The following is a 15,138-nucleotide window of genomic DNA, read 5'->3' as shown; positions in this document are numbered from 1 at the left end:
CCGGCACCCGACATGCTCGCCTGGACCTGCCCGGCGCCCCTGCGCGACCAGTCACGCATCGTCATGGGCCACGGCGGCGGAGGCGCGCTGTCCGCCGAGCTGATCGAGCACGTCTTCGCGCCCGCGTACGGCGGACCGGCCCTCGCCCACACCGCCGACGCCGCCGAGCTCCGCATCGGCGGCGCCCGCCTGGCGTTCTCCACGGACTCCTTCGTGGTGCGCCCGCTGTTCTTCCCGGGCGGCAGTATCGGCGACCTCGCCGTCAACGGCACCGTGAACGACCTCGCCATGATCGGCGCCCGGGCGAGCCACCTCTCCTGCGGGTTCATCCTGGAGGAAGGCGTCGAGACCCACGTGGTCGCCCGTGTGGCGCAGGCCCTCGGTGCGGCGGCGCGCTTGGCCGGCGTTCAGGTCGTCACCGGCGACACCAAGGTCGTGGAGGCCGGTCACGGCGACGGCATCTACCTCAACACCTCGGGGGTCGGGCTGATCCCCGACGGAGTCGACCTGCGTCCACAACGGGTGGTGCCCGGAGACGTCGTCATCGTGAGCGGCCCGATCGGTATGCACGGCGTGGCCATCATGAGTGTGCGGGAGGGTCTCGAATTCGGTGTCGAGATCACCAGTGACTGCGCACCGCTCGGTGGCCTCGTCGAGGCGATGCTCGCCGTCACGCGGGACCTGCATGTGCTGCGCGACCCCACACGCGGAGGCCTGGCCGCCTCGCTGAACGAGATCGCGGCCGCCTCGGGCACGGGTGTCGTCATCCAGGAGCGGGCCGTTCCGATCCCCGAAGCGGTCGCCAACGCCTGCGCGGTGCTCGGCCTCGACCCCATGTACGTGGCGAACGAGGGGAAGCTCGTGGCCTTCGTCCCGCGAGAGCACGCGGACGCCGTACTCGCCGCGATGCGCGCCCACCCCTCGGGTAGCGGGGCAGCGGTGATCGGCGAGGCGGTCGAGACCCATCCCGGCATGGTGGTGGCTCGTACCGGACTCGGCGGTACCCGGGTCGTGGACCTGCCGCTGGGAGAGCAGCTGCCGCGGATCTGCTGAGCTCAGGCCCGGCGGCCGCGTCGCTCACGGGAGGTGTCGAGGGTCCACATGTGCGTGCAGTTCGGGCACTGCAGGTGGACCCGGTGCCCGTCGTTCCCGATCAGATAGCGCCAATGGCTCCGGCAGTTCCGGCGGTCCAGGCAGGTTCCGCAGTCGCGGGCGTCGTCGCAGCCGGGGCACGCGACCCAGGCCCGCCGGGCCAGGTCGGCGTGGGGATCAAGCGGAAGACGCACGGCCCGGCACCTCCCCGGGCAGGACCCCGGCCGCGACCAGCATCGCGTGGATCCTCTGCTGCTCCTCGTCCAGGCCCGAGTACAGCAGGGCGTGTGCCGCCTCCTCCTCGCGCAGCACGGCCACGGGGTCCCAGTCGGGCCCGAGGGCCGCCACGACTTCGACACGCCGGCGTGCCTCTTCGGCGGTGAGGTCGATGCTGAAGTCGACCAGGGCGGAACGAGGGTCTGGGCCGTGGTTCATAGCTGGGCTTTCAGGGGGAATCGAACACGTACGCCACCAGCTCTACCAGAGCGGCCGCCGCGTTCGGAAGCGCCTGACCTGCCTTCGGTGGTCGTTGTGGCACACCTCATGCCGAACACGCGGAGGCGCTGCCCGGCGTTTCACGGGAGCCGACCCAAGGCGGCATCCGGGCCTGGCGCGGTGGCTCGGCCCGATCGACACTCTTTCCCTGCAGGTCTCTTGACGGGACACCTGCAACGCTGGCTTCATGAATTGATGGGAGCGCTCCCATCGATCTGCTCCCCTTCGTGGAAGGCCCCCACCCTTGCCTCCTGTCATCCTCCCCGGCGTGTTACGTCGCGCCACCGTCGTGCTCACCGGTCTCGCCCTGGCCGCCGGCACCCTGGCCACCACCGCCTCCGCGGCGGACACCACCGGCGCGGACAGCGGTGCGGTCCTCGCGGCGCCCGCCGACTTCCCCGTCCGGGTCAACCAGCTCGGCTACCTGCCGGACGGGCCGAAGCGGGCCACCCTGATCAGCTCGGCCACCGCTCCGCTCGCCTGGCAGCTTCGCGACGCGACCGGCGCGCAGGTCTCGTCGGGTACGACCACGGTGAGAGGCGCCGACCAGGCGTCCGGCCAGTCGACGCACCTGGTGGACTTCGGCGGCTACACCGGCACAGGGTCAGGCTTCACCCTGGTCGTCAGTGGACAGACCAGTCACCCGTTCGACATCTCCGCCGCGCTGTACGACGGCTTGCGCACCGACAGCATGTCGTTCTTCTATCAGCAGCGCAGCGGCATCGCGATCGACGCCGGTCTGGTGGGCGGCGAGTACGCCCGCCCCGCCGGCCACCTGGGTGTGGCACCGAACAAGGGCGACACCAGCGTGCCTTGCCAGGCCGGAGTGTGCGACTACCGGCTGGACGTCCGCGGCGGCTGGTACGACGCGGGCGACCAGGGCAAGTACGTGGTCAACGGCGGGATCGCGACCTGGCAGGTGGTCAACTCCTTCGAGCGGGCCCGTCGCTCGGGCGGCGACGCCGCACTCGGCGATGCGACCCTGCGGGTGCCCGAGCGCGGCAACGGAGTGCCGGACGTGCTGGACGAAGCCCGCTGGGAGCTGGAGTTCCTGATGCGGATGCAGGTCCCGGCAGGCAAGCCGTCAGCCGGCATGGCCTTCCACAAGATGCATGACACCGAGTGGACCGGCCTCCCCACACGTCCCGAACTCGACGAGAAGCAGCGCGAGTTGAACCGTCCGTCCACGGCCGCCACGCTGAATCTGGCGGCCACGGCCGCCCAGTGCGCCCGGGTGTACGCACCCTACGACTCCGCGTTCGCCACCCGCTGTCTGGACGCCGCGCGCCGGGCCTGGACGGCGGCCGAGGCCGACCCGAACGCGCTCGCCCCGGCGACCGACAACGCCGGAGGCGGGGCGTACGAGGACGCGGACGTCTCGGACGAGTTCTACTGGGCCGCGGCCGAACTGCTCGCCACCACCGGCGAGACGCGGTACCGGGACGCCGTGACCACCTCTCCGCACCACACGAAGCCCGCGGACGCGTTCTGGTGGGGAGGCACGGGCACCCTCGGGCGGATCACCCTCGCCACCGTCCCCGGGGTGACCCTGCCCGCCGACGACCTGACCCGTGTACGCGGCCTGCTGACCGCCGCCGCCGACGGGCACCTTTCCACCATGGCCGCAGGGGGCTACGCGGTGCCGATCCCCGTCACGGGATACGGGTGGGGATCCAACAGCGCTGTCGCCAACAACGCGATGACCCTCGCCGTCGCCTACGAGATCACCGGTGCACAGCGCTACCGCGCGGGCGCCCTGGAGTCGCTCGACTACCTGCTGGGACGCAACGCCCTGGACCACTCCTACGTCACCGGCTACGGCGAACGCGCCTCCGAGAACCAGCACCACCGCTTCTGGGCCCGTCAGAACGACGCCTCCCTGCCCCACCCGCCGGCCGGCTCCTTCGCCGGCGGGCCGAACGCCGGGCTCGACGACCCGGTGGCGAAGGAGCGTCTGAACGGCTGCGCCCCGGCGGCCTGCTACATCGACGACATCGGTTCGTACTCCACCAACGAGGTGGCGATCAACTGGAACTCCTCGCTGGCGTGGCTGGCGGCGTTCGCCGCGGAGCGGCGCGGCCTTCCGGCGACACCCGCGGTGCAGGTGGCGCCCGCCGCGGTGACCGTGCCTGAAGGCGGCGCCGCCTCCGTGAGCGTACGGCTGTCGGCCGCGCCCGCGCAGAGCGTCACGGTGACGGTGTCCCGCGCCGCGGGCGACCAGGACCTCACCGCGACCACGGGCTCGACGCTCGTCTTCACGCCCGCCGACTGGGCCGCCGCGCAGCAGGTTTCCGTGTCCGCCGCGCAGGACGGCGACACGGTCGCGGGCAGCGCGACGTTCACCGCCGGTGGCACCGGCGTATCGGCGGCGACCTTCACCGCGACGGAGGCCGACGACGACGTCGCGCCGCCCACGGCGTCCTGCGCGGTGACGTACCGGGTGGAGAACTCGTGGGGCAACGGCTTCACGGCCACAGTGGCCGTGAAGAACACCGGCGCCTCGGCGATCTCCGGCTGGATCCTCGGGTGGGCCTTCACGGGTGACCAGAGGATCAGCAGCGCCTGGAACGCCACGGTGAGTCAGTCGGGCAGCACCGTGACCGCCCGGGACGCCGGGTGGAACGGCACGCTGGCGGCAGGCGCGAGCGCTTCCTTCGGGTTCCAGGCGACGTACGCGGGTGTGAACGCGGCACCCGCACGGTTCGCCTTGAACGGTGCGATCTGCTCCTGAGGCGCATGAGTCCGCCGCCGGCCTCTGCCGGCGGCGGCTCCGGTGCCGGAGATCAGCTGGAGTGAATCGGCGCTCTTTTCGATCACCGCATCGGGTCGCCGGGCCGCCGGGAGGTCGGGTAGCCCTTCGGTTCAGGCCTCGGGGTCGCGCAGGCCGACGCAGTCGAAGGCCCAGAAAGCCTCGGAGTAGACGAAGGTGCCCGTCATCCACGGCTCGTGAGCGGACAACCGGGCGACCTGAAAAGCGGCTTCAGGAATACGCAGCGACGGCGAGCGAAAGCCCACCGCACCGGCTCCCTCGAAGCCGCGCGTGCCGTAGTAGTGCGGCGAACCCTCCAGGAACACCAAGGGCACACCCTGGCTGTCGGCCGCCTGGAGGGCGTGGGCGATGAGCTGTGTACCGATGCCCCGCCGCTGGAACTCGGGGACCACGCCCAGTGGTGACAGCGACAGGACGTCCACGATCCGGCGCGGGGCGTCCAACCGCGTCGCACTCAGCAGGACATGCCCGACGACCTGGTCATCGACGACGGCCACGAAGGACATCGGCGCCCATGCGGCCTCCGCGACGCGAAGTGCCTCCACGAGCCCGGGAACCCGATCGCTGTCACCGAACGCGCGCGTATGAACCTCGCGCACATCTCGGTGATCGTCAGCGGTCTCTCGCCGGATCACGAGTCCGGCACCACCGGGATCGTTCCGGGAGTCTTCGAGTACACCGGGAGACGCCATGGCCGCGAGGGTAGATCGCGGGGCGGCTCACGCGCGACTCAATTGCCCACGGGGCAGGCCTCGTCACGTCACCGGAGATCGCGTCGGCCTGGACGCTACGCACCCGGCGCCCGGTACTGGACCCGTTCGGCCTTGCGCAGCGCATCCATGGTCTCGTCGACGGTCAGGAGGACTGTCGTCTCGAACGAGCTGAGCGCGCCACCGCCGCTGATCGCCAGCGCGACCGCGGCCATGGACACGTTGTCAGGGGCCTCCCACAGGTTGTAGCCGTCGTGCGTGCCGAAGGCGTACCAGAAGCCGTGGAGCTTCCCGCCGACGGACTCGATGTACGCCTGAGCGGCCTTCGCGCGGTCCTCGGGGTGGCCGGTCAGCCTCGCCCAGGTCTCCGGTGTGTAGCTGAACCTCGAAAGATAGAGCGGCATCACGTTTCCCTTTCGTTCCACCAAGGGATGCCCGGCGCGGCGGGAAACGCCCCGGATGCGGCCCGTGTGTCCCCTGAACGGCCGGGGACGACGACCGTGACGGCCACACCAGGCGGCTTGGTGGCGCTGCTCTTCACCCGGTAGGGGGTAAGGGGGGCCGAGCAGCGCCGGCTCACCGCCCGGTTCACAGGCACCGGGCACCGGTCAGCCGCGTCTCGCGTCGAGCTCCTTCGGACCGTAGAGGGCCGCGGCTTCGCCTGCCGTCAAGGCCGCGTAACGGTCCCCGAAGGACCAGTGCCACCACTCCGTGGGATAGTTCACCAGCCCCGCGGCCGTGAGCACCGTGCACAGCAGCTTCCGGTGGGCGCGGGCCTCGTCGGTGATGTTCGTGGCGTGGGTGTAGCAGGCGCCCGCGCTCTCCTCCGGGTCCGCGTTCATGCGCGTGCCGAGGTCCAGCTCGTACCCGTCGGCATCGGCGAGGGTGAGGTCGACCGCCGCGCCGGCGCTGTGCGGCGCGATGTCGGGGGGTGACACGTATCTGCTCGCCGCCGAGTGGATCTGATGGGAGGACCACCCGGGGTTGTCGGCTCGCAGCCGGCCGGCGTACTCCTCGAAGTACTCCTGCTGGAGAGAAGGGGGCCGGTAGCCCTCGACGAACAGCAGCCGCATGCCCGCCGGAAGCAGCGTCTGCGCCGTGAGCAGCCGCTCCAGCACACCTTCCCGCAGGTGGGCGAAGGCGTCCGCCGGGTCCTGCTTGCGGGTGTCGACGAGCAGCCGGCCGCCGATGCGGACGTCCACGAGACGTTCCCCGGACTCGATCACAGGTATGGCGGCGACCCTCGGATCCGACATCAGCACGATCTCGTTCACGGCGTTGCCCTTCATCCGGCCCGCGTGGCCGGGGGACGCACGCCGAACCACTGGTCGGCGCCGTACTCCTCGAACCGCTCGACCTCGGTGAAGCCCAGCTTCGCCGCGAGGCGCATGGCGCGGTCGTTGGCGCTCTGGGTGGAGAGCACCACGGGTTCGCCGGGACGTGCGCCGGTGAACCAGTCGAGTGCCGCCGCGCACGCCTCGAAGGCATAACCGCGTCCCCATGCCGCCCGCAGGAACAGGTAACCGAGCTCGGCCTCACCGGCCTCGGGGCGGACATGCCCCGGGCGCTCGGTACCGCGGGGGTCGAAGGTGATCATGCCGATCATCGTTCCGTCGAGTTCGACCACGAAACAGCCGGGACGTCGGCCAGGTGCGTCGGGCATCGCGCGCTCGAGTTCTTCGCGGGGCTGGGCGCCACCGATGTAGGTGCCCACATCCGGTGAGGCGAACAGCTCGACGAACGCCGCCCGGTCCCGTGGCTCGGACTCGCGGAGCACGAGCCGTTCGGTCGCTATCGGGGCGGGTGGCCAGGCGAAGGTTCCAGGTTCGATCATGGCCCGGAACCCTAGCGCACGCCCCGTCAGAACGATCGGCGAAGAAGCCCGGATCCGCCGTGGTGATCAGGCCGTGGTGATCTTTTTCCAGCAGTCTGCAACCGGGACCACCGCGGCGCGCGTGTCGATGATCTGAGAAGTGCGAAGCGGGAAGCCGTTGTCCGTACGGCCGTCACGAGGGTGCGAACCGCCCGGCCGAGAGAATCTGGAGCCGTTCCATGTCGGATGAGATCGCCCTGCGTCATGTCACCGCCGAGGATCTCGACCTGTACGAGAGGGAGTTCATCGGGCAGGACGGCTACGGCGTCCATCCGTGGAGCGGGCTCCGGTCGGCAGCCGGCCCGCGTCGTCGATTCGACGGGACGGCGAAGTGAGCGTGCTGCGCCGAACGGACGGAGGGCGGCACGGCGTGGACCACGACCTGGTGCTCGAAGCCTTCCGGCAGGAATGCGGAGCCCTCAGCGGCGCTGTGGCCGGACTCTCCGAGGCTGCGTGGAACCTCCCGACACGCTGCACACCGTGGACCGTACGCGACCTGCTCGGGCACGTTGCCGTGGTGATCGACTGGCTCCCGGCCATGCTGGACGCTCCGGCACCCGACGAAGCGGAGACCTCCGCGGTGGAGTACTACCGTCCGGACGACCGCTTCTCAGCCCGGACCAATGCCATGCGGATCGCCTTGGCCCAGGACCGGGCGGCGGGACCCGTCGACGGCGCCGCCTTCGCCGAGGACTTCGCCGCGACGTGGCGGCGATGCGACAGGCTGTGCCGGACCCAAGCACACGCTCGGACTGTCCGGACACGCCATGGCGACGCCATGTTCCTGTCGGAGTTCCTCCTCACCCGTGTCGTGGAGGTCGCCGTCCACGGCCTCGACCTGGCCGACGCACTCGGACGCGAAGCCTGGCTCACCCCGGCGGCCGGTGACGCCGTGACGGAGCTGCTCCTCGGCCCGGAGCACGCCGCGGCGGCCGACAGGCTGGGGTGGAGCCGTCCTCATTTCCTGCGCAGGGCCACGGGCCGCGAGCCGTTGAACGAAGCGGAGGCCGCACAGATCGAACAGCTCGGCGTCCGCTGGATCGCCCTGGGCTGACCTCGCACCTGCCCGTACCCCGCGCAACCGGCGATCGCTCGGTCTGCGAGTCCCGTATCCGCCACGTCCAGCGGATCATCCGGTTCGGATGACGAGCAGGGGGTGGGCGGGCCGCCCGGCTTCGTGCGTGCCGGGCGACCCACCAGGTGTTACTTGACGTTGATCGCCGTCCAGGCCTTGGCGACCGCGGTGTACTCGGCGCTGCCCGCGCCGTAGAGGTCGGTGGCCGCGGACAGGGTCGCCGTGCGTGCGCCGGCGTAGTTGGTGGAGGAGGTCATGTAGGTGGCGAGGGCCTTGTACCAGATCTTGTAGGCCTTGGTGCGGCCGATGCCCGTGAGGGTGGAGCCGTCGCTGGTGGGGGAGTTGTAGGAGACGCCGTTGATCGTCTTGGCGCCGCTGCCCTCGGACAGCAGGAAGAAGAAGTGGTTGGCCGGGCCCGAGGAGTAGTGGACGTCGAGGCGGCCGACGCTGCTGGACCAGTAGTCGGCGGAGTTGCCGTCGCGGCTCGGCTTGTCCATGTAGCGGAGCGGGGTGCCGTTGCCGCGGATGTCGATCTTCTCGCCGATGAGGTAGTCGCCGGCGTCCGTGGTGTTGGCCGCGTAGAACTCGACCGAGGTGCCGAGGATGTCGGAGGTGGCCTCGTTGAGGCCGCCCGACTCCTTGCTGTAGCGCAGGCCGGCGGTGGAGGCGGTCAGGCCGTGGGACATCTCGTGGCCGGCGACGTCGAGGGAGGTCAGCGGCTTGAGGTTGCCGGCTCCGTCGCCGTACGTCATGCAGAAGCAGGAGTCCGACCAGAAGGCGTTGACGTACGCGTTGCCGTAGTGGACGCGGGAGTAGGCGGCGACACCGTCACCGCGGATGCCGTTGCGGCCGAGCTCGTTCTTGTAGAAGTCCCAGGTGACGGCCGCGCCGTAGTGGGCGTCCGCGGCGGCGGTCTCCCGGTTCGTCGCGAGGCCGTTGCCCCAGGTGTCCGTGCCGTTGGTGAACAGGGACCCGGTGCCGTTGGTGCCACCGTTCAGGTCGTACGTCTTGTGGCCGCCCCGCGCGGTGTCCGTCAGGGTGTACGAGGGCGCCGTGCCGAGTGTGACCTGGCCGCTGTACTGGGTGTTGCCGGTGCCCGTCTCGATCGCTTCGTAGGAGTACAGCTCCTTGCCCGAGGTCGCGTCGGTGATGACGTGACGCTCGCTCGGGGTGCCGTCGGCCTGGACGCCCGTGACGGTCGTCTCCCAGGCGAGCGTCGGCTTGCCGGTGGCCGCCCAGATCACCTTGCGGGACGAGGCGGGGGCGGCGGACCGCGCGTCGGAGGAGGCCGCGGCGGCCTTGCCCGCGGTGGTGGCCGTGACCGACGGGGCCGTGCTCGCCACGGCTATACGGGCGTTGGTCGCCTTGGTGGTGGCGCGGGTGCCGTTCTTCTTCTGGTGCACGACGAGGTCGCCGCCGAGGACGGGGAGACCCTCGTAGGTGCGCTCGTACCGCGTGTGCACCGTGCCGTCGGCGTCCTTGACGACATCCCGGACGAGGAGCTTCTCCTGGCCGGAGAGGCCGATGGCCCTGGCCGTGGCGGCGGCTCCTGCCTGGGCCTCCTGGACGGCGGCGGCACGCTGGGTGCCGGAGAGCACGAGCGCGGTCGCGCCGGCTTCGCGCTGGACATCGGCGCTGGCGGATCCGGTCTGGACTCCGACGACGACCATGGCGGCCGATGCGATCAGGGCGGCGGCGGTGGCGGTGCGGCGGTGCGAGGACTGCTGGCGGGTCACGCGGGCTCCTTCGCTGAAAAGCGTGGGGATCGTGGGGGGTGTGGTGCGGCTGCGAGCGTGCCAGCGAAAGAGCCCGTTTGACAGGTATGCAACAAGGATTTGACCATCTGTTGTCCGAAGGACAGAGAACCGTGTCCGCTATGCGGCCAGTTGACCGCTCCGTCGGCCCGATCCTCCTCGGGAGCCGGCCCGTTCCTCCCGGCAGGGGCAGGGGCAGGGGCAGGGGCAGGGACGGGGGCCGCAGGTCGCGACGGAAGCGCCTCGCCCCCGTCCCGCTGGCTGCGGGACGGGGGCGAGGGATCGTACGGACACCGTGTGATGGGTGTCAGAGCTGCTTCTCGAAGAACGTCACCCGGTCGAAGCTCCAGTTGCCCGGGGCGGCGTACCAGCTGTCCATGGGAGCGTCGAGCTTGTTGGAGGCGTTCGCCAGCCAGGTGAACGTGCGTACGGCCCCCGTGTTCGGTGCGACGTCGTACCCGTACAGGCCGGCGAACTCGTCCTTCCCGTCACCGTTGTAGTCGCCGGTGACGAGCTTGATGTTCCCGCGGAACATGAAGTCCTTGGCGCCGGTCCACGCCGGGTATGCGTTCGCCAGACCACCGGCCACCGTGCTCGTCCAGATGTGGATGCCGTCGGTGCCGTCCGCGTAGTCGTACCAGGCGGCCACGTCGTCGCGTCCGTCACCGTTGAAGTCGCCCGCGTGGATCGTGGTGCGGTTCCAGTCTCCCCAGGTGGTGGCACTCCACTTGTCGGCGGGGACGAAGGTGCTGTTCACCGTGGCCGAGAAGATGCGGATCTTCTCGCTTCCGTCCGGCAGGTGGTAGAAGGTCGCGAGGTCGTCGCGTCCGTCGCCGTTGAAGTCACCGCTGACGGTCTTCGCGCGGGACTGCTCCCAGCCGGTGAGGCCGCGCCAGTACTGCACCGGGTGGTTGAACGTGCCGGTGACCGTGGTGGTGAACGTGAAGAGGGTGTCGGTGGTGTCCGAGTAGTCGTACCAGACCGCGAGGTCGTCGCGCCCGTCGCCGTTGAAGTCGCCGCTGTACGGGGTCATGTTCTCGAAGTACCAGTGGCCGGGATCGGCGGTCCAGGACCTCGTCGCGCTGCCGAACGTGCCGTCGCCCTTGCCCAGCCAGGTGAACAGCGAGACGCGCCCGTCGCTGTAACCGTAGATGCTGGCGAGATCGCCCACGCCGTCACCGTTGAAGTCACCGGTGACGCGCTTCATGTGCTCCGAGTAGAACTCGCCGGCGGGGACGGACCAACCCGCACGGGGCGACGTCTCGAACTTGCCGTTGGAGGCCGGGGTGAAGACGTGCACCGAGTCGTGGCCGTCGTAGTAGTCGTACCAGTTGGCCATGTCGCTGCGGCCGTCGCGGTTGTGGTCGTGGCGGACGGAGGTGCCGCTGGACCAGAGGGCCTGGCTCTTGTCGTTGTAGACGACGAGGTCGCCGGAGTCCTTGAGGACGGCGAAGCCTTCCCCGAGGTTGACGGCGCCCGTGGTCCACGGGCAGCTGTTGTCGGCGTCGCAGACGGAGAGGTTGCCGTTGTTCTCGACGCGGGCGAAGGAACCGGGCGTTCCTGCTGCGCTGCTCCAGACCTTGGCGCCGGCCTTGTTCGCGATGGACAGTTTGCCGTCGAGTCCCATGGTCAGGGTCGAGGACTGGGCCGTGACGGAGTGACCAGAGGCGATCACGGTCTTGGGCGCCAGGCGCATGCCGCCGGTGATGCCGTCGATGACGTACGGGGCGTCGAACCCGGTGAGGTTGGTCGGCGTGCCCTTGCCGCGCCAGCCGACCATGGTGTTGTCGGCCTTGCGGGCCCACAGGTCCATGATCCCGTCACCGTCGACGATTCCGTCGCCGGAGCCGTCGCCGTCGAGGTCGCCGGAGACGCCGAGCTGGGGGTACAGGGCCTTCGTCAGACCGCTGCCGACCTTGACTCGGTTCCTTCCCCACGTGGCGAGGTTCATCCTCCCCGGGTTGGCGGGGTCGGGAGTGGCGTACGAGCGGAGGAGGTCGCCGGTGGCGTCGTCGCGCAGCAGCAGATCCGGCAGGTCGTCCCCGTTGATGTCGCCCGTGGAGACGATCGTGTACTTGTTCCACTGCGATTCGGGGCCGCCGACGAGGGCGAGGCCACCGCTCCTGCCGAAGCCGATCGTGGCGGCGCGGGTGCCGCGGTAGAACCACAGCTTGTCGGCCGTCTTGACGAGGACGTCGGGCTCCGCCTCAGGGTCCGCGTCGAAGTCGCCGCCGATGACCTGGTCGGCCGCGGACCAGTAGTTGGGGGTCGACGATGTCGTCCGGAGGGTCAGGGGGCCCTCCTCGGCGTTGACGAGCCCGGAGCCGTTGTTCTTGTAGACCTGGAGGTCCTTGGCTCCGTTCTGGTTCGGGTTGGGCACGAGGGCGAGGAGGTCGTTGAAGCCGTCTCCCTGCCAGTCGCCGACCGCGGAGACCTGCTGACCCGGGAAGGTCGCCGCTCCGGAGGCGGCGTTCATGGTGGAGAACGCTCGGTCGCCGTGGCCGGTGTAGGCGATCAGGGTTCCGTTGCCGTCGGGGCTCCAGATGTCCTTGAAGCGGTCTCCGTTGACGTCGTTGGACTCGTCCCGCTCCTGGTCCTTGTTGGCGTAGTAGAGGTAGGTCGCGGTGTCGGAGCGATTGCCGGCCGCGTCCACGCTGTATGCGTAGATCATGTGGGGGCCGTAGGACGGGATCGACACCAGGCCCGCGTAGACGCCGCCGGCTGGCGACACCTCCTTGACGTCCGGGTCGGAGTCGGTCCACCAGTAGATCTTCTTGACGTCCGACTCGACCGGCTGGAAGGTGAAGGTCGCCTTCTGGCGGGCCGGCCCCGTCGGCGTCGGCCATCCCGCGTCACCCGAGGGGAAGACGGGCTTGCCGTCGGCACCCACGGGCGAAACGATCTTGGGCGGGGTGCCCGGTCGCTGACGGTCCAACTTGAAGGCGCAGGGAGCGTTCTTCCAGGCCGACTCCGCCTTGTCGGAGTCGACGGCACGCACGCGCCAGGAGTACGTGATACCGGTGCCCCCGACGGTCAGCGCCACCGGCACGGACAGTGTGGCGACTCGGCCGTTGAGTGCGGGGACGGTCTTGGTGAACACGCGAGTGCTGCTGCCGGCCTTGTTCTCGTAGAGCTCGAACTCGGCACTGAGGTTGCCGTAGTCGGCATCCTTGATCGTGGCGTACAGGCCGACCGTCGCGTTGCCGAGGGTCGCGCCGCTCGCGCACGGGGTGGCCGGGCTGGTGCCGAGCTTCTCCGGAAGCTCCGGGGGCGTGTTGTAGACGGTTTCGAGGACGACGGTCTTGGGGTCGAACTTCTTCCAGCCGAAAGTGTCGTTCTCGTCGGCGTACAGACCGAAGGAGATGCTCTCCGCGCCCTCGGACGCCTTGGTCCTGACCCAGCTGGTGGCGTCGAACTCGAGGTTGCCGGCGGGGCAGGACGAGGAGGAGCCCGAGGGAGGCACCCAGCCCTTGGCGTCGTTCACCGTGTCGAGAGGAGAGCTCGTCAGCTTGCCCGGCTGGTTGGTCCAGTTGGTCTTGGAGTTGATCGCGCCGGTCGGGTACAGGTGCACCTCACGGGCCTGGCAGGACCAGGACCACGTGTTCTTCACCCGGAAGGTCGCGGACTTGACCTCGGTGTTCTTGAGGTGCGAGACGTCGAGTTGGAAGAAGGACCGTGAGACGCGGTCGGAGCCGCCGGTCTGGGCCTCGTAGCCCACGCGGACGGGATCCTTGGAGTTCCAGAACGACTGTCCCGGGTACGCCTTGTAGACGCGGGTCCAGTTCCACTTCTGGCGGTCGCCGAAGCCCCAGCTGGGGTCGATGTAGACCGGGTAGGTCGTCTCGGCGCCGGTCAGGAGCTCCTGGTCCGGAGTGATGGTGAGCGTGTCCGACGTCAGCTCGGTGGGCATCACGGCGTCCTGCGCGCCCAGCCCCGGGTCGAAGGCGCTACCGTCGTCCGACGCCCCGGCGGTTGCCGTGGCTTCGGTCGTCATCGCCATCGCGCCGCGCAGGGTGGTCGCCGCGGCCTGCTGGCTGGTCGTCGTGGTGGAGTCCCACATCATCGGGGCGGAGCTGGAGAAGACGATCTGGCCGGCCGGGTCCTTGGCCGTCAGGCTCCCGGTCTCGGCGTCCTTCTCGACCGTCAGACCGTCTGCGGCGATACCGAACTGCAGCCGGGCGAGCTCTGCGTTCTGCGCGGCCTGTGGTGTCTTGACGACGAAGACCTGGGAGAAGCCTTCGATCTCCGCCTTCAGCTGGAGGTCGACGCCCGGCAGTACCTCGGCGTATGTGGCGACGTTGCCGTCCAGAGTGGGCTTCGGCAGCGCGTTCGGCCAGGTCAGTGTCAGCGTGCGGCCGTTCATGGCGCCCTGGATCAGGGGTGCGGTCCCGCCGCCGGAGAACTTCGTGGCGATGTCGGTGGCCTTCGTGACCACGGACCCGTCCGGGGCGAACTCCAGGGTCGGGTCGGCGGCGACCCATTCCCCCTCACGCCACAACCGTACGGGCGTGCCGTGTTCGGTGACCTTGAACGAACCCTCGGGCTGTGCCCAGGTCTCGGAGCTCTCGGTCCGCCGGGAGACGACCTCGAAGGGCTGTCCCGTCGTGGCGGCCTGCTGCAGCGCGTAGTCCTCCTCGCTCAGCGAGCCGTCGGCCACGGGGTTGTTCACGACCGGCGCGCTCGCGGCCGCCGCGGGGGGCGCCTGCGGGGCGAGGGCCCCTGCGGGCACCGCCGCCATGACGGACGTCATCATGGCGCCGGCCAGGACGCCCGGTATCAGCGCAGCCCCCCTGCCACGTCTGAAGCCTTTATTTCTGGCATGGACACGCCTTAATTCCTCCCCTTGCTTGTGTCCCGATTTCGCTCGTCCTGGCGCCCGAAAATCGCTCCAGTGCGCGCGAAGTGGCTCGACTCTACAGGGCCGCTCCGATTGCGCCGGGCCTGATAAGGCGCCTGGAAAGGCCATGTGTTTACGGTGTAAAGACGGGCAAGATCGGGGAACTCGGGAGGGTTCGGATGCCATGCGCCGATCGGCCCCGACCTGGGACTCTGTGGGACAGCTGTGCGGTAACAGGGCTCATCGGAACCTTGCGGTGCAATTTCCGTACGCGAGGGTGGGCCGTGGCATTGTCCGCGGTGATGGCAGTGGGACTGCTGCCGGCCACCTCCGTCGCACTCACAGAACAGGACCCGGGCATCAGCACCTCGCTGCCCGGTCTGAAGCAGCCGAAGCCGGTACCGGTCGAACCGCTTCGCGCGGGGGGAGCCAGGCGTCCGGACGTCAGCATCGTCAAGGCGCCCGTCCGTGCGGCGTGGCCGCAGCCTGGCGTGCAGACGGTGAGCGTCTCGGCGGGGCGGACGCCGCTGGG

General features: G+C 69.8%; 13 protein-coding genes. 5 read left to right on the top strand and 8 right to left on the bottom strand.

Annotated elements, in window-relative coordinates:
• The first annotated feature begins 12 nt into the window (after positions 1-12).
• A complete protein-coding gene (gene hypE, locus IF00_RS0117020; RefSeq protein WP_106975829.1) occupies positions 13-1,053 on the top strand; it encodes a hydrogenase expression/formation protein HypE in 1,041 nt (346 codons plus the stop codon).
• A gap of 2 nt (positions 1,054-1,055) precedes the next feature.
• On the opposite strand, the gene IF00_RS0117015 is transcribed toward hypE, so the two are convergent.
• A complete protein-coding gene (locus tag IF00_RS0117015) occupies positions 1,056-1,286 on the bottom strand; it encodes a hypothetical protein (protein ID WP_030318909.1) in 231 nt (76 codons plus the stop codon).
• Complete coding sequence (locus IF00_RS0117010) at positions 1,270-1,527, bottom strand: DUF6400 family protein (protein WP_030318907.1); 258 nt, start codon at positions 1,525-1,527, stop codon at positions 1,270-1,272. The genes IF00_RS0117015 and IF00_RS0117010 overlap by 17 nt, the downstream gene beginning before the upstream one ends.
• Positions 1,528-1,855: 328 nt before the next feature.
• On the opposite strand from IF00_RS0117010, the gene IF00_RS0117005 reads away from it, so the two are divergent.
• A complete protein-coding gene (locus IF00_RS0117005; RefSeq protein ID WP_245234547.1) occupies positions 1,856-4,318 on the top strand; it encodes a glycoside hydrolase family 9 protein in 2,463 nt (820 codons plus the stop codon).
• A 131-nt stretch (positions 4,319-4,449) separates the two neighbouring features.
• Here the strand turns inward: IF00_RS0117005 and IF00_RS0117000 are convergent, their stop codons facing one another.
• The 4 genes from IF00_RS0117000 to IF00_RS0116985 all read right to left on the bottom strand — a co-directional run bounded on the left by IF00_RS0117000 (position 4,450) and on the right by IF00_RS0116985 (position 6,901).
• Complete coding sequence (locus IF00_RS0117000) at positions 4,450-4,992, bottom strand: GNAT family N-acetyltransferase (protein ID WP_030318904.1); 543 nt, start codon at positions 4,990-4,992, stop codon at positions 4,450-4,452.
• 152 nt (positions 4,993-5,144) lie between these two features.
• The gene (locus IF00_RS0116995) at positions 5,145-5,471 is read right to left on the bottom strand and encodes a GYD domain-containing protein (protein WP_030318902.1); all 327 of its coding nucleotides are present in this window, start codon (positions 5,469-5,471) and stop codon (positions 5,145-5,147) included.
• Between the two features lie 204 nt (positions 5,472-5,675).
• On the bottom strand, positions 5,676-6,341 hold the full coding sequence (locus IF00_RS0116990) for a M15 family metallopeptidase (protein WP_030318900.1): 666 nt from the start codon (positions 6,339-6,341) through the stop codon (positions 5,676-5,678).
• Between the two features lie 11 nt (positions 6,342-6,352).
• Positions 6,353-6,901, bottom strand: coding sequence for a GNAT family N-acetyltransferase (locus tag IF00_RS0116985; RefSeq protein ID WP_030318898.1), 549 nt, complete (start codon positions 6,899-6,901; stop codon positions 6,353-6,355).
• A gap of 218 nt (positions 6,902-7,119) precedes the next feature.
• Here IF00_RS0116985 and IF00_RS45640 point away from each other — a divergent pair, with 218 nt between their 5' ends.
• Both IF00_RS45640 and IF00_RS0116975 read left to right on the top strand, forming a co-directional pair.
• Positions 7,120-7,275 carry a hypothetical protein gene (locus IF00_RS45640; protein ID WP_158710473.1) on the top strand — a complete coding sequence of 52 codons (156 nt, stop codon included), beginning with the start codon at positions 7,120-7,122 and terminating at the stop codon, positions 7,273-7,275.
• A 35-nt stretch (positions 7,276-7,310) separates the two neighbouring features.
• Positions 7,311-7,994: a maleylpyruvate isomerase N-terminal domain-containing protein gene (locus IF00_RS0116975; RefSeq protein WP_030318896.1), complete on the top strand. Its 684-nt coding sequence runs from the start codon at positions 7,311-7,313 to the stop codon at positions 7,992-7,994.
• 149 nt (positions 7,995-8,143) lie between these two features.
• Here the strand turns inward: IF00_RS0116975 and IF00_RS0116970 are convergent, their stop codons facing one another.
• The gene (locus IF00_RS0116970) at positions 8,144-9,685 is read right to left on the bottom strand and encodes a M4 family metallopeptidase (RefSeq protein WP_078944737.1); all 1,542 of its coding nucleotides are present in this window, start codon (positions 9,683-9,685) and stop codon (positions 8,144-8,146) included.
• 391 nt (positions 9,686-10,076) lie between these two features.
• Positions 10,077-14,522, bottom strand: coding sequence for an FG-GAP-like repeat-containing protein (locus tag IF00_RS0116965; protein ID WP_158710472.1), 4,446 nt, complete (start codon positions 14,520-14,522; stop codon positions 10,077-10,079).
• Between the two features lie 368 nt (positions 14,523-14,890).
• Between IF00_RS0116965 and IF00_RS46440 the strand changes: the two genes are divergently transcribed.
• Positions 14,891-15,138, top strand: a 248-nt coding sequence (locus tag IF00_RS46440) for a hypothetical protein (protein ID WP_209439770.1), incomplete at its 3' end; no start/stop codon positions are given.

Origin of the sequence: Streptomyces flavochromogenes (assembly GCF_000717595.1) — a bacterium.
Taxonomy (GTDB): Bacteria; Actinomycetota; Actinomycetes; order Streptomycetales; family Streptomycetaceae; genus Streptomyces; species Streptomyces flavochromogenes.
This window is presented reverse-complemented; position numbering and strand designations above follow the sequence as displayed.